The organism is Pseudonocardia benzenivorans CB1190 (assembly GCF_000196675.2).
GTDB classification, from domain to species: Bacteria; Actinomycetota; Actinomycetes; order Mycobacteriales; family Pseudonocardiaceae; genus Pseudonocardia; species Pseudonocardia benzenivorans.
In genome coordinates this window covers 3,506,488-3,521,014 of sequence record NC_015312.1, presented here as the reverse complement: position 1 = coordinate 3,521,014, position 14,527 = coordinate 3,506,488, and the positions used below count along the sequence as shown (strand labels likewise).

The 14,527-nt window shown below is 73.8% G+C and carries 13 protein-coding genes; 11 read left to right on the top strand and 2 right to left on the bottom strand.

Translation table 11 applies throughout. The features are described 5' to 3' along the window. Positions 1-3 precede the first annotated feature (3 nt). From PSED_RS16595 to PSED_RS16585, 3 genes are all read left to right on the top strand, one after another. Positions 4-1,884: an NAD(P)H-dependent oxidoreductase subunit E gene (locus PSED_RS16595; RefSeq protein ID WP_013675408.1), complete on the top strand. Its 1,881-nt coding sequence runs from the start codon at positions 4-6 to the stop codon at positions 1,882-1,884. After that, positions 1,881-2,831 (top strand): 2Fe-2S iron-sulfur cluster-binding protein, encoded by a 951-nt coding sequence (locus PSED_RS16590; RefSeq protein ID WP_013675407.1) that lies wholly within the window; start codon positions 1,881-1,883, stop codon positions 2,829-2,831. The genes PSED_RS16595 and PSED_RS16590 overlap by 4 nt, the downstream gene beginning before the upstream one ends. A 73-nt stretch (positions 2,832-2,904) precedes the next feature. After that, positions 2,905-4,029 carry a baeRF11 domain-containing protein gene (locus PSED_RS16585; protein WP_013675406.1) on the top strand — a complete coding sequence of 375 codons (1,125 nt, stop codon included), beginning with the start codon at positions 2,905-2,907 and terminating at the stop codon, positions 4,027-4,029. Positions 4,030-4,040: 11 nt separating this feature from the next. On the opposite strand, the gene PSED_RS16580 is transcribed toward PSED_RS16585, so the two are convergent. After that, positions 4,041-5,621: a bifunctional phosphatase PAP2/diacylglycerol kinase family protein gene (locus PSED_RS16580; RefSeq protein ID WP_013675405.1), complete on the bottom strand. Its 1,581-nt coding sequence runs from the start codon at positions 5,619-5,621 to the stop codon at positions 4,041-4,043. 42 nt (positions 5,622-5,663) lie between these two features. Here PSED_RS16580 and pafA point away from each other — a divergent pair, with 42 nt between their 5' ends. Together pafA and PSED_RS16570 are read left to right on the top strand one after the other, a co-directional pair. Beyond that, the gene (gene pafA / locus PSED_RS16575) at positions 5,664-7,025 is read left to right on the top strand and encodes a Pup--protein ligase (RefSeq protein ID WP_013675404.1); all 1,362 of its coding nucleotides are present in this window, start codon (positions 5,664-5,666) and stop codon (positions 7,023-7,025) included. Positions 7,026-7,136: 111 nt separating this feature from the next. Then, positions 7,137-7,502: a DUF1304 domain-containing protein gene (locus PSED_RS16570; protein ID WP_013675403.1), complete on the top strand. Its 366-nt coding sequence runs from the start codon at positions 7,137-7,139 to the stop codon at positions 7,500-7,502. Between the two features lie 25 nt (positions 7,503-7,527). Here PSED_RS16570 and PSED_RS16565 read toward each other — a convergent pair whose 3' ends face one another. Beyond that, the gene (locus PSED_RS16565; protein WP_013675402.1) at positions 7,528-7,773 is read right to left on the bottom strand and encodes a hypothetical protein; all 246 of its coding nucleotides are present in this window, start codon (positions 7,771-7,773) and stop codon (positions 7,528-7,530) included. 215 nt (positions 7,774-7,988) lie between these two features. Between PSED_RS16565 and PSED_RS16560 the strand changes: the two genes are divergently transcribed. The 6 genes from PSED_RS16560 (at position 7,989) to PSED_RS16535 (ending at position 14,396) form a co-directional block, all read left to right on the top strand. Continuing rightward, on the top strand, positions 7,989-8,996 hold the full coding sequence (locus PSED_RS16560; RefSeq protein WP_041759736.1) for a helix-turn-helix transcriptional regulator: 1,008 nt from the start codon (positions 7,989-7,991) through the stop codon (positions 8,994-8,996). A 13-nt stretch (positions 8,997-9,009) separates the two neighbouring features. Further along, entirely contained in the window at positions 9,010-9,978 is a 969-nt protein-coding gene (locus PSED_RS16555; RefSeq protein ID WP_013675400.1) for a helix-turn-helix transcriptional regulator, read from the top strand. Continuing rightward, on the top strand, positions 9,978-10,178 hold the full coding sequence (locus tag PSED_RS16550) for a hypothetical protein (RefSeq protein WP_013675399.1): 201 nt from the start codon (positions 9,978-9,980) through the stop codon (positions 10,176-10,178). The genes PSED_RS16555 and PSED_RS16550 overlap by 1 nt, the downstream gene beginning before the upstream one ends. 80 nt (positions 10,179-10,258) lie before the next feature. Further along, complete coding sequence (gene tatA, locus PSED_RS16545; protein WP_013675398.1) at positions 10,259-10,540, top strand: Sec-independent protein translocase subunit TatA; 282 nt, start codon at positions 10,259-10,261, stop codon at positions 10,538-10,540. A 60-nt stretch (positions 10,541-10,600) separates the two neighbouring features. After that, positions 10,601-11,530: a twin-arginine translocase subunit TatC gene (gene tatC, locus PSED_RS16540; RefSeq protein WP_049803694.1), complete on the top strand. Its 930-nt coding sequence runs from the start codon at positions 10,601-10,603 to the stop codon at positions 11,528-11,530. Between the two features lie 91 nt (positions 11,531-11,621). Next, positions 11,622-14,396 carry a DEAD/DEAH box helicase gene (locus PSED_RS16535; protein ID WP_013675396.1) on the top strand — a complete coding sequence of 925 codons (2,775 nt, stop codon included), beginning with the start codon at positions 11,622-11,624 and terminating at the stop codon, positions 14,394-14,396. Positions 14,397-14,527 lie beyond the last annotated feature (131 nt).

The window sequence follows — 14,527 nt, the reverse complement described above, 5'->3', positions numbered from 1 at the left end:
CACGTGGACCTGCGTCTGTCGGCGGCCGAGGCCACCGCGGAGGAACGGGCGGCCGTCGACGCCCTGCTGGACCCGCTGCTGGGCCCGCGTGAGGTCGACGACCGCGCCGGACCCGACTCCGGGCACGAGGCCCGCGGCCGCCGCCACCTGCTGCTGCCCGCCCTGCACGCGGTGTCCGACGCGGTCGGGTACCTGTCGGAGGGCGCGCTCAACCACGTCGCCACCCGGCTGTCGGTGCCGCCCGCCGACGTCTACGGCGTGGCCACGTTCTATGCGATGTTCACCGTCGAGCCGCGCGCGCGGCGGGTCGTGCACGTGTGCGACGACGTCGCCTGCGGGCCCGTGGGTGGGGAGGACCTGGCCGCGCGGCTGACGGCCGACCTCGGCCCCGAGGGCGTCGGCGAGGAGGCCTGCTGGGTACGCAGCCCCTGCCTCGGCCTGTGCGAACGCGCGCCCGCGGTCATGTTCCAGGTGGCGGGGGAGCCGGACTTCAGCCAGGCCCCCGCGCACGCCGACGACGTCGTCGCGGCCGCCCGCGGCGGCGCCACCGCGGTCGAGGCCGACGCGGCCTTCGCCGACCCCCGCGTGAGCGTCCCGCAGACCCGCGCGCCGCGCGGGGAGGGGCTGCGGCTGTTGCGGCGCATCGGTGTCGTCGACCCGGGCAGCCTCGACGACTACCGCGCCCACGGCGGCTACGAGGCCCTCCGCCGCGCCGTCGAGCTGGGCGCCTCCCGCGTCGTGCGGGAGCTGAAGGACTCGGCGCTGACCGGGCGCGGTGGTGCCGCGTTCCCCACCGGCGTCAAGTGGGAGGGCGTGGCCACCGCGCAGGTCCGCCCGCACTACCTGGTCTGCAACGCCGACGAGTCCGAGCCGGGCACGTTCAAGGACCGCGTGCTCATGGAGTACGACCCGTTCGGCCTGGTCGAGGCCATGACGATCGCCGGCTGGGCCACCGGCTGCGAACGGGGCTACCTCTACATCCGCGGCGAGTACCCGCTGGCCACGCGACGCCTGGAGCACGCGATCGAGGAGGCCCGCCGCCGCGGCTTCCTCGGCGCGGACGTGCTGGGCGAGGGCTTCACGTTCGACATCGAGCTGCGCCGCGGCGCGGGCGCCTACATCTGCGGCGAGGAGACGGCGCTGCTCAACTCGATCGAGGGGTTCCGCGGGGAGCCGCGCAACAAGCCGCCGTTCCCGAGTGTGTCGGGACTGTTCGGCAAACCCACGGTGATCAACAACGTCGAGACGCTGTACAACGTGTTGCAGGTCCTCGACGTCGGCGGCCCGGCATTCGCCTCGGTCGGCGCGGAGCGGTCCACCGGAACGAAGCTGTTCTGCGTCGCCGGCTCCGTCGCCGTCCCCGGCGTCTACGAGGTCGAGTTCGGCACCACGTTGCGGGAGCTGCTCACCCTCGCCGGCGGGCTGCGCGGCGAGCTGCGCACGATCCTGCTGGGCGGCGCGGCGGGCGGGTTCGTCATGCCCGACCAGCTCGACGTCCCGCTGACCCTGGAGGGCGCCCGCGAGATCGGCGCGACGCTCGGCTCGGGTGTGGTGCTCGCGTTCGACACCGACGCCGACCTGGTCGCGACCCTGCGCCGGATCGCCGCGTTCTTCCGCGACGAGTCCTGCGGGCAGTGCGTGCCGTGCCGGGTCGGGACGGTCCGCCAGGAGGAGGCGCTGGCTCGGCTGGAGCGCGGTGCCCCGCTCGGCGACCGTGAGACCGAGCTCGCCCTGCTCGACGACCTCGCCCGCGTCATGCGCGACGCGTCGATCTGCGGGCTGGGCCAGACCGCCCCGGCGGCGGTGCAGTCGGCGTTGTCGCTGCGGCTGCTGTCGTCGCCGGCCGATCCGTCCACCAACGGCCACAGGAGGGTCGGACCATGACAACCGCGCCGGTGATGCTGGGCGAGATCAAGCGGGTCGTCACGCTGACCGTCGACGGCCGCGAGGTCCGCGTCCCCGAGGGGTCGACGATCCTGCAGGCCATGAAGGCCGAGGGCACGCCCGAGCAGGCCGACACCCCGACCCTGTGCTGGGCACCGAACCTGACGCCGATCAACGCCTGCCGGGTGTGCGTCGTCGAGGTCGAGGGCTCGCGGGTGCTGGTGCCGTCGTGCGCGCGCACCGTCGAGGACGGCATGCAGGTGCGCACCGACAGCGAGAAGGTGCGGCACTCACGCAGGATGGTCCTGGAGCTGCTGGCGTCGTCGGTCGACATGAGCCAGGCCGGTGCCGACGTCGCCCGCTGGATGCAGGACTACGGCGTCGACGCCGACCGGTACGGCCCGCCCGCGCCGCCCGCCGCCGCGGGGGAGCGCGACCGCCGCCACGCCGGGCACCACCACGCCCCGGACGGCTCGCACGCCGAGACCGTCGCCCAGCCCGTCAAGGTCGACAACGACCTCTACGTGCGCGACTACTCCCGCTGCATCCTCTGCTACAAGTGCGTCAAGGCGTGCGGCACCGACGCCCAGTTCACCTTCGCGATCTCCGCGGCCGGCCGCGGGTTCGACGCCCGCATCGCCACCGAGTTCGACGCCGAGCTGCCCGACTCCGCGTGCGTCTACTGCGGCAACTGCATCGGGGTGTGCCCGACCGGGGCGTTGAAGTCGGTCCGCGAGCACGAGCTGCGTGAGGCCGATGACTGGGATCCCGAGGAGGAGACCGTCACGACGACGATCTGCTCGTTCTGCGGTGTCGGCTGCAACCTGGAGCTGCACGTGCAGCAGGGCTCGATCGTCAACGTCACCTCGCCGGCCGACCACTCGGTCACCCACGGCCACCTCTGCGTCAAGGGCCGGTTCGGGTTCCAGCACGTCCAGAACCTCTGAGAGCGCGGCCGGGATCTTCCGGGGCCCCGCGGGCACGGCAGGGTGGGTGGACGGCTGCCCCGAGGAGGGACGCATGACGCTCTACACCGACATCCCGACCCGATCCGAGATCGACGCCCTGGTGCAGGTGGACGAGGTTGCCGCCGTCTCGATCTACCTGGAGACCGCGCCCGAGTCCTCTGGGGACGCTGAGCGGATCGCGTACAAGAACGGGGTCCGGGAGGCGTTGGCCCAGCTGGGTGACGTGGACCGGAAGGACCACGAGGCGCTGGCGGAGCAGCTCGCCGTCCTGGAGGACGAGGACTCCGAGGACTTCTGGCGGCACCAGGCCCGCAGCCTGGCCGTGTTCGCGACGCCCACCTCGTTGCGCAGCTTCCGGCTGCCGAACCGGCTCGCACCACGGGCGGTCGGGGGGACCCGGTTCCTCGTCATGCCGCTCATGCGGGCCGTGACGTTCCCGCAGACGGCGTTCGTGCTGGCACTGGCGCAGGGGTCGGTCCGGCTGCTGGAGACCGTGCCCGACGCGCCGCCACGGGAGGTACGCGTCCCCGACATGCCCACCGACGTGGCGAGCGCGGTCGGCAAGTCGTCGATCAAGGACCGGGCGCCCATCCGCCGGCTGCAGGGCTCGGAGGGGCAGAAACTGCGGATGGCCCAATTCTCCCGGCTGGTCGACGCCGCGCTGCGCGAGGTGCTGCCGGGCCACGGGGTCCCGCTGGTCGTGGCCGCGACAGAACCGCTCGACAGCATCTTCCGCGCCCACTGCCGCTACCCGGACCTGGTGCCGCACAGCGTGCCCGGCAACCCGGAGGGGCGCGGCGACGGCGAGCTGGTCACCGAGGCGCGGACGGTCCTCGACGGCTGGTACGCCGACCGGCTGGAGCAGGAGAAGCGGACCTTCGCCGAACGCTCCGAGCAGGGCCGCACCTCGATCGACGTCGCCGAGCTGGCCCGCTTCGCGACCCGGGGCGCCGTGGAGACGCTGTTCGTCGACATCGACGCCGAGGTGCCCGGGCATGTCGACCCGCTCGGCGAGGTGACCTTCGCGGCGCCGGACACGGACGGCTCGAGCGGTGTGGTCGACGAGATCGCGCGGCGGGCGTGGCTCTCGGGCGCCCGGCTGCTGGCCGTGCGGCGCGAGGACGTCCCGCAGGGCGGGGACGTCGCTGCGACCCTCCGCTACGCCCCGCCGGCCTGAGTCCCGGCCGGCTACCCGAGGTAGGGACGGTCGCGTCCCGACCACTGCTCCTCGTCGCGCCGGTACACCGCGATCGGCTTGTCCGCGACGCGAAAGGTGTAGCGGCCCGCCTCCTCGACGACCTCGCCGTCGGTCGCGAGCATCCCGGGCACCCGCAGCTCGACGTCGAGATGGTCGACCTCCCGCTGCACGTAGACCCGGCTGTGCCCGAGCGCGCCCAGCATCAGCGCGAGGAAGGCGCGCAGCCGGGAGAACCGGACGTCGGCGCGGATCCAGCGGACGTCGAGCAGGCCGGAGTCCAGCGTCGGCCGCCACGCCGGGACCATGCCCCGCGGGTGGTACGGGCCGTTGCCGACGAAGAGGAACCAGACGGTGTGCCACCGGTCCTCGACCTTGACCTCGACCCGCTCCGAGCGGCGCAGCACCGTCAGCAGTGCTGCGACGAACGCAGGCCACTTCCCCCACCGCGGCTGCCACTTCTCGCGCAGCCGCACGAGCTCCGGGTAGGAGCCGATGCTGGCGGTGTTGAGGAACCAGCGGGTGCGGGTCACCTCGGAGCTGTAGGGGTCCTCGCCGCGGCCGGGGTGCGCCTCGACGAGCGCGAGGTCGACGGCGACGGCCTCGCCCGCCTGCGAGGCGTCGACGGCCTCTTGCAGGTCGTAGACGCCGACGTCGCGGGCGAAGTGGTTGAGCGTGCCCGCCGGGACCAGCACCAGCGGCAGCCCGTGCCGGTGCGCGACGGCGGCGACCGCGCCCACGGTCCCGTCGCCCCCGGCGACGCCGACCGCACGCACCCAGCCGTCGACCTGGGCGAGCGCGTCCTCGAGCTGGTCGCCGATGTCGAGGCCCGGCCGGACGCGCAGCACCCGCGCCTGCGGCAGCTCGGCCTCGATGTCGTCGCCCGGGTCGACGCCCTGCTCGCCCGCGTTCGGGTTGACGATCATGACCAGACCCCGGCCCGCCGGCAGCGGGTCGACGGTGTCGACCGGCCGGGCGCGGGCCTCGTCGCTGCGCCGCACCGGCCACCACCGTTGGGTGAGCAGCGCGACGCCGGATCCCAGCGCCGCGCCGGCCAGCACGTCGGAGGCCCAGTGCACCCCGACGTGCACCCGCGAGTACGCGACGGCCCCGGCGAGCGGCGCGACGGCCAGCCCGAGGCGGGGGCTCTCCAGCGCGACGGCGGTCGCGAACGCCGCCGCGGACGCCGCATGCCCTGACGGAAAGGAGGAGGACGTCGGCGGATCGTCGATGGTCTGGTAGGCGGGCAGCTCGCGTGCCGCCGGACGGCGCCGCGGCAGCAGCGGCTTGAGGACGGCGTTGGCGGTCAGGCTGGCCCCGGCGATGCCCAGGACGCCGCGGGTCGCGGCCTTACGACCCTTGCCCTTGCGTGCCGCGAGCACCGCACCGACCGCGAACCACAGCACGCTGTGGTTCGCCGCGGGCGACAACACCTTCATCGCGGTGTCCAGTGCGCCGGGCGGGCGCGCGGCGATACGCCGCGAGATGTCGCGGTCCCACACGTCGATCCGGCGTAACGGCCGGGTGCCCGCGACCTTCACCCGAGGGTCGACGCGCCGCAACCTGTCCCACACAGACGTGACCCTAGAGGCGCTTCTCCGCTTACGCTGAAGGGCATGCAGCGTCGGATCTACGGTGTCGAGACCGAGTTCGGGGTCACCTGCACCTTCCATGGCCAGCGCCGGCTCTCGCCGGACGAGGTCGCCCGCTATCTGTTCCGGCGCGTCGTGTCCTGGGGGAGGTCGTCCAACGTCTTCCTGCGCAACGGCGCGCGCCTCTACCTCGACGTCGGATCCCACCCCGAGTACGCCACCGCCGAGTGCGACTCGCTCACCCAGCTCGTCGCCCACGACAAGGCCGGCGAACGCATCCTCGAGGACCTGCTCGTCGACGCCGAGCGCCGGCTGGTCGACGAAGGCATCGGCGGCGACATCTACCTGTTCAAGAACAACACCGACTCCGCCGGCAACTCCTACGGCTGCCACGAGAACTACCTCGTCGCCCGCCAGGGCGAGTTCTCCCGGATCGCCGACGTGCTGTTGCCGTTCCTGGTCACGCGCCAGCTCATCTGCGGCGCCGGCAAGGTCCTGCAGACCCCGCGTGGCGCGGTGTACTGCCTGTCCCAGCGCGCCGAGCACATCTGGGAGGGCGTCTCCAGCGCCACCACCCGGTCCCGGCCGATCATCAACACCCGCGACGAGCCGCACGCGGACGCCGAGCGCTACCGCCGGCTGCACGTCATCGTCGGCGACTCCAACATGTCCGAGGTGACGACCCTGCTCAAGGTCGGCTCGGCCACGCTCGTGCTGGAGATGATCGAGGCAGGCGTCCAGTTCCGGGACTTCACCCTCGACAACCCGATCCGGGCGATCCGCGAGATCAGCCACGACCTCACCGGGCGGCGCACGGTCCGGCTCGCGGGGGGCCGGGAGGCCAGCGCGTTGGACATCCAGCGCGAGTACCACGCCAGGGCCGTCGAGCACCTGCAGGCCCGCGGCAGCGAGGACCGCACGATGGAGCGGGTCGTCGAGCTGTGGGGCCGGGTGCTCGACGCCGTCGAGACCCAGAACCTGTCGCTGATCGACCGCGAGATCGACTGGGCGATCAAGCACCGGCTCGTCGAGCGCTACCGGCAGCGGCACGACCTGGACCTCGCGCACGCCCGTATCGCGCAGCTCGACCTGGCCTACCACGACATCCGGCGCGGTCGCGGGCTGTTCGACCTCTTGCAGCGCAAGGGCACCGTCGAGCGGGTCACCGACGACGGCGAGATCGAGGCGGCCAAGGACACCCCGCCACAGACGACGCGCGCGAAGCTGCGCGGCGACTTCATCGCGGCGGCCCAGGCGGCCGGGCGCGACTTCACCGTCGACTGGGTGCACCTCAAGCTCAACGACCAGGCCCAGCGCACCGTGCTGTGCAAGGATCCCTTCCGGGCGGTCGACGAGCGCGTCGACCGGTTGATCGCGTCACTCTGAGCCGCGGCTCGTGAGTGGCGATGGTCGCCGTGGCGACCATCGCCACTCACGGGGAACCGGCCGGCGGCGCGCCACCGCAGGCACCGGGGCGGCTACCGGCATGATCTGCCGATGGTCGTCGAGGTGCTCGCCGTGGTCGTCGTCGCGCTGGTCGCGCTCCTGCACCTGTACATCCTGGTGCTGGAGATGTTCCTCTGGCGCACGCCCAGGGCCCGGGCGGCGTTCGGCACCACCCCGGAGTTCGCCGAGGCGACCGCGACGCTCGCGGCCAACCAGGGCCTCTACAACGGGTTCCTCGCGGCCGGGCTGATCTGGTCGCTGATCGCGGGCGGCGACCTCGGGCACGCCGTCGCCCTGTTCTTCATGGCGTGCGTGCTGGTCGCGGGCGTCTACGGCGGGCTCACCGCCTCGCGGCGCATCCTGTTCGTCCAGGCTGCGCCCGCGGCGGTCGGGATCGTGCTGCTGCTCCTGGCCTAATGGCCGACCCGAGCCCGCGGGCCCGTCACTCGACGCCGGGCATCATCTTCCGGCGCAGGTCGGCCAACATGTCCTGCACCGGCGCCGCCGCGGGCCCGGCGCTGTCGGGCGCCGAGCCGATGCCCATCGCCGTCAGCAGCTCCGACGCGGCCTTCGCCGGGTCGCCGTGCTCACCGAGCACCGGGTGCAGGCCCAGGTCGGCGAGGTGATGGAACACCAGGTTGACGACGCTCCACGGGTTGAAGGTCTCCTGGCCGTCCGCCTCGCTCATCGTGCTGCCTCGCTCCTGTGCTTCCGGGATCGTTCCGACGTGCGCCGGGTCACAGGGAGCCTTTCCCCGCACGGGCCGGGCGTCAAGGCGGCGCGGCGTCGCAACATGAGACACCGCCCGGGCCCGGCCCGCCCCCGCCCCACACGGGCGGGTGGTGTGCGACCGTTCCCGCCCTTCGCGGCATGCCCGCGGGGCCACGGCCGTACGATGCCGACGTGTCCGCCGCCCGCGCCGAGCGACTGGTCAACCTGGTCCTCTGCCTGCTCTCGACCCGGCAGTACCTGTCGGCCGAGCGGATCCGCGACACCGTCCCCGGCTACGCCGACGCGCCCAGCGACGAGGCCTTCTTCCGCATGTTCGAGCGCGACAAGACGGAGCTCCGCGAGCTCGGGATCCCGCTCGAGACCGGCCGCCGGTCGACGTTCGACACCACCGACGGCTACCGCATCGCCCGCCAGGACTACGAGCTCGGCGACATCGACCTCGACACCGAGGAGGCGGCGGCCGTCGCGCTCGCCGCCCGGCTGTGGGACTCCCCGGAGCTGGCGGGCGCCGCGCACGGCGCGCTGGTCAAGCTGCGGGCCGCGGGCGTCGACGTCGACGAGTCCGGCGGCCCTGTCCAGCCCCGGGTGCGGGCCACCGACGCGGCGTTCGCCCCGCTGATGGCCGCGGTGCAGGCCGGTCGCGTCGTCACGTTCGACCACCGCCGCGGCGGCCCGACCGGCGAGGTCGTGCGGCGCACCGTCGAGCCGTGGGGGATCGTGTCCTGGCGCGGTCGCTGGTACCTCGTCGGGCACGACCGCGACCGCGACGACGTCCGCTCGTTCCGGATCTCGCGCATCCTCGAACCGGTCACGGCGCTCGGACCGGCGGGCGCGGTGACCGTTCCTCCCGGCGTCGACCTGCTGGCCAAGGTCAAGGCCGGGTTCGCGGCGCCGCCCGTGGCCGGGACCGCCCGAATCTGGGTGTCGGCCGGGCACGCGCACGGGTTGCGCAGGCTGGGCCGGGTCGTCGCCGCCCGCGAGCTCGACGGGCAGCCGGGGGAGGAGCTCGAGCTGGAGCTGCGCAGCGTCGACATCGTGTCGCGCTGGCTCGCCGGGCACGGCCCCGACGTCGTCGTCCTCGACCCGCCCGAGCTGGCCGCGGCGGTCCGGCGGCGCTGGGCCGGGGCCGCGCGGGCCCACGGCGCCAGGGTCCCCGCCGCCGAGGCGGCGCACACGTGAGCGGGCGTGCCCCGTGAGCGGGATCGCCGAGCGGCTCCCGCGGCTGCTGTCGCTGGTCCCCTACCTGCTGGCGCGGCCGGGCATCCGGATCGCCGAGGCCGCCGCCGACTTCGGCACGACCGAACGCCAGCTGCGCCGCGACCTCGAGCTGCTGTGGATGTGCGGGCTGCCCGGCTACGGCCCCGGCGACCTCGTCGACCTCTCCTTCGCGGGCGACACCGTCACCGTCACCGAGGACGCCGGCATGCGCCGGCCGCTGCGGCTGACGACGGCCGAGGCCACGGCGCTGCTCGTCGCGCTGCGCTCGCTCGGTGACGTGCCGGGCATCGTCGACACCGCGGCGGTCCGGCGGGCCACGGCGAAGATCGAGCAGGCCGTCGGCGACGCGGGGCTGGCGGGCGTGGCGGTCGACCTCACCCCCGAGGAGCAGGCCACGACCGCCGCGGTGCGCGGCGCCCTCGAACGCGGCCACGCCATGCGGATGACGTACTACACCGCGGGTCGCGACGCCGTCTCCCGCCGCACCGTCGACCCGATGCGGCTGCTGCTCGTCGAGGGCCGCGGCTACCTCGAGGCCTGGTGCCGGCGCGCCGAGGGCGTCCGGATGTTCCGGCTCGACCGCGTCGAGGCCGTCGAGGAGCTCGACGAGCCCGCCGCGCCCCCGCCCGGCGCCGAGCCCACCGACGTGTCCCACGGCGTCTTCACCGCGCGCGAGGACCACCGCACCGCCGTTCTCGAGCTGCTGCCCGAGGCCCGCTGGCTCGCCGAGTACTACCCGGTCGAGGAGGTCGTCGAGGACCCGTCGGGCGACGGGCGGGCCACCGTCAGCCTGCGTTACGCCGACCCCGGCTGGCTCGTGCGGCTCGTCCTGGGCCTCGGGGGCGGCGCCCGCATCCTGGAGCCGCCGGAGCTCGCCCGGGCCGTGGCCGACCGGGCCGTGGCGGCGCTCGCCGCCGCCGAACCGACGAACGAAAGGTCCTGATGAACGCCTACGGGGTCGCCGGCATCGTCGCCGGCGCGGCGCTGCTGCTCCTGCTGCTCGTCGCGGTGCCGCTGCTGGTGCGGCTGCGCCGGCTGGCGCGCGAGGCCGGGTCGCTGCGCGCGGTCGTCGGCGCCGGGACCGGCGCGCTCGCCGCGCTCCGTACCACAGTGCGGACGGACAGGGGTGCGCCGAACGACTGAACCGGCCGCGTCCGGTACCGTTCCTGCTGGGGTCGGGCACGTCGGCCCCCACCACGGGACCAGAGTCGGAAGGACCCCTCATGGGCAGCCTCGGTGGCTGGGAGATCGTCATCATCATCGGTGTCCTGGTCCTGCTCTTCGGCGCGAAGAAGCTGCCGGACATGGCCCGGTCGGTCGGCCAGTCCGCGCGCGTGTTCAAGGGCGAGATGAAGGGCATGAAGAGCGACGACGAGGCCCGCGACGCGGGCGCCGCGCCGCAGACCCCGCCCGCCGCCCTGCCGCCCACCCCGCCGGCGGCCGCGCCGCAGGCGGAGAACCCCGCGCCGAGCAGCACCCAGGGGCGTCCCGACAGCACGAACTGACGCACCCCGGTGGCCGGCCTCCTGCCGCGGCGCCGTCGGAAGCTCAACCCCGACGGCACCATGACGCTCATCGAGCACCTCTACGAGCTACGCAACCGGCTCGCGATCGCGCTCATCGCCATCGCGGTCACCACGGTGTTCGGCTACATCTGGTTCGAGGTCGCGATGTTCGGCCTGCCCAGCCTCGGTGAGCTGCTCAAGACCCCGTACTGCTCCCTGCCCGCGTCCTCGCGGGCGGTGTTCACCGCCGACGGCTCCTGCACCCTGCTGGGTACCGGCCCGTTCGACCAGTTCACCCTGCGGCTCAAGGTCGGCGCCACGGCGGGCGTCGTGCTGGCCTGCCCGATCTGGCTGTACCAGCTGTGGGCGTTCATCACTCCCGGCCTGTACGCCAAGGAGCGCAAGTTCGCGCTGACGTTCGTCTCGGTCGCGGCCGTGCTGTTCCTCGCCGGTGCCGTGCTGGCGTTCTTCGTGGTCTCCCAGGGCCTGTCGTTCCTGCTGACGATCGGCAGCAACGTCCAGACCACCGCGCTGACCGGCGACGCCTACTTCGGCTTCGTCATCGCGCTGCTGCTCATCTTCGGGGTGAGCTTCGAGCTGCCCCTGCTCGTGGTGATGCTCAACCGGATCGGCGTCGTCAGCTACGACAAGCTCCGCAAGTGGCGCCGCGGGCTGATCTTCGGGCTGTTCGTCTTCGCCGCCATCGCCACACCCGGCCAGGACCCGATCTCGATGACGGCGCTCGCGCTCGCGCTCACCGTCCTGTTCGAGTTCGCGATCCAGCTCGCTCGGCTCAACGACCGCAAGAAGGCCAGGCTGCGGGCCGCGGAGGGCTGGGACAGCTGGGATCCCGACGAACCGTCGCCGATCGACACCACGCCCAGCCGGATCGAGCCGGCCGCACCCGTCGCCCCCTCGGCGCCGGTCACCTCCTCGGCGCCGGCGACGCCGGCCGCCCACCCGAAGAACGACCTCGACGACGTCACCTGACGCCGGTGCGCCGGCGCCGCGGCGACGCCGGTCGGCGCCCGCGCGGGGCGTCCGGGCGGTGGCCGGCCGGGGGATGTGACAGCCTGGTCGCGTGGCCAGCAGTCCTGCTGAGGCGTACGCCGCAGCGAAGTCCCGCGTCGCGCGGCCCCGGCTGACCGAGTTCGTCGCCGGGTTGTCCTTCGAACTCGACGGTTTCCAGCGCGCCGCGTGCGACGCGCTCGAGGACGGGCACGGCGTGCTCGTCTGCGCGCCGACCGGCGCCGGCAAGACCGTCGTCGGCGAGTTCGCCGTCCATCTGGCCCTCGCCCAGGGCCTGAAGTGCTTCTACACGACACCCATCAAGGCGCTGTCGAACCAGAAGTACGCCGACCTCGTCGCCCGGCACGGCGAGTCCGCCGTCGGGCTGCTCACCGGCGACACCTCGGTCAACGGCGACGCCCAGGTCGTCGTCATGACCACCGAGGTCCTGCGCAACATGATCTACGCCGGCTCGCGGCACCTCGACCAGCTCGGCTACGTCGTCATGGACGAGGTGCACTACCTCGCCGACCGCTTCCGTGGGGCGGTCTGGGAGGAGGTCATCCTCCAGCTCCCCGAGCACGTCGCGCTGGTCAGCCTGTCCGCGACGGTGTCCAACGCCGAGGAGTTCGGCGACTGGCTGGTCACCGTCCGCGGGGACACCACCGTCGTCGTCGACGAGCACCGGCCCGTGCCGCTGTGGCAGCACATGATGGTCGGCAACCGGCTGCTCGACCTGTTCGTGCAGAGCGGCGCCGCCGACGACCCCACCGCCGCCGAGCTGCGCGTCGACCCCGACCTCGTCCGCCAGACCCGCGAGCTCGACCGGCAGTCCTCGACGGCGGTGTGGGACCGGGGCCGTCGCGGCCGCCAGGGGTCCGCGCCGCGCCGCGTCGGGTTCCGGCCGCCGTCACGGGTCACCGTCATCGACCGGCTCGACCGCGACGGGCTCCTGCCCGCGATCACGTTCGTCTTCTCCCGCAACGGCTGCGACGCCGCGGTCGGGCAGTGCGTGCGGTCGGGGTTGCGGCTCACCACCGACGACGAGGTCGCCGAGATCCGGCGCATCGTCGAGAAGCACACCGGCGACCTCCCGCAGGGCGACCTCGGGGTCCTGGGCTACTGGGAGTGGCGCGAGGGCCTCGAACGCGGCATCGCCGCGCACCACGCCGGCCTGCTGCCCGCGTTCAAGGAGACCGTCGAGGAGCTGTTCGTCCGAGGTCTCGTGCGGTGCGTCTTCGCCACCGAGACCCTGGCGCTCGGCATCAACATGCCGGCCCGGACCGTCGTGCTCGAACGCCTCGTCAAGTACAACGGCGAGGCCCACGTCGAGCTGACACCGGGGGAGTACACGCAGCTCACCGGCCGGGCCGGCCGCCGCGGCATCGACGTCGAGGGCCACGCCGTCGTGGTGTGGCAGCCCGGCGTCGACCCGGAGCGCGTCGGCGGGCTCGCCTCCACCCGCACCTACCCGCTGCGCAGCTCGTTCCGGCCCGGCTACAACATGGCCGTCAACCTGCTCGCCCGGCTCGGGGCGCAGCGCTCGCGCGAGCTGCTGGAGATGTCGTTCGGGCAGTTCCAGGCCGACCGTTCCGTCGTCGGCATGGCCAGGCGCATCGAACGCAACGAGGAGACCCTCGCGGGGTACGCGTCGTCGATGGAGTGCCACCTCGGAGACTTCGCCGAGTACGCAGCGTTGCGGCGCAAGGTCTCCGACCGGGAGAAGGCCTTGTCGCGGCAGGGCGTGGCCGACCGGCGGACCGCGGCGGCGGAGTCGCTGCGGGCGCTGCGACCCGGCGACGTCATCGCCGTCCCCGGTGGCAAGCGGTCCGGGCTGGCGGTCGTCATCGACCCGGGCGTCGACGACGACGGCGACGTCCGGCCCCTCGTCGTGTCCGAGGACCGCTGGTCCGGGCGCCTGTCGGCTGCCGACTTCCCGACGCCCGTCGAGGCGCTGGGCCGGGTCAAACTGCCCCGCCACGTCGACCACCGGTCTCCCCGCGGCCGTCGCGACCTCGCGTCGTCGTTGCGCAACACCGGGATCCAGGCGCCGCCGCCGCAGCGCAGGCGTGGCCGGGGCAACGCCCACGACGATCCCGAGCTCGCGACGCTGCGCCGCGCCCTGCGCGCCCACCCCTGCCACGGCTGCGCCGACCGCGAGGCCCACGCCCGTTGGGGCGAGCGCTACCACCGGCTCGACCGCGACACCGAGCAGCTGCGGCAGAAGGTGCGCGCGACGACGCACTCGCTGGCCCGCCAGTTCGACCGGATCCGGGCGCTGCTCGACGAGCGCGGCTACGTGCGCGCCGACGCCGACGGGGAGAACGCCGTCACCGAGCACGGCGAACGGCTGGCCCGCCTGTGGGGGGAGTCCGATCTGCTCGCCGCCGAGTGCCTGCGCCACGGTGTGTGGGAGCGGCTGACCGCGCCCGAGCTCGCCGCCGTCGTGTCGGCGCTGGTCTACGAGTCGCGTCGGGACAACGGTCCGGTCCCGCGGGTTCCGGCCGGGGCGGTGTCGGAGGCCCTGGCCGACACGGTCCGGCTGTGGGCGGACCTGGAGTCCGACGAACGTCGTCACCGCATCGACCGCACCCGCGAGCCCGACCTCGGGTTCGCGTGGCCGGTGCACCGGTGGGCGCGCGGGGAGTCGCTGGCCCAGGTCCTCGCCGCGGCGGAGCAGAACGGTCACGAGCTCTCCGCGGGCGACTTCGTCCGCTGGTGCCGGCAGGTGCTCGACCTGCTCGACCAGATCGCCGGGGTCGTCGGCCGGTCGACGTCCTTCGGCCGGGTCGCGGTCGAGGCCGCCGCCGCGGTCCGGCGGGGCGTCGTCGCCGCGGGGGTGGCGTAGGCGGTGCGGCGCCGCACGACGACACCCGATCGGGCCGCCCGGTTCGCCCGGTCCGCCTGCCGGGGCACCGGTCCTTGTGCTTTGATCCCCGGGTCACGACGTGGCACGCCGGACCGGGTGACGGTGCCTGT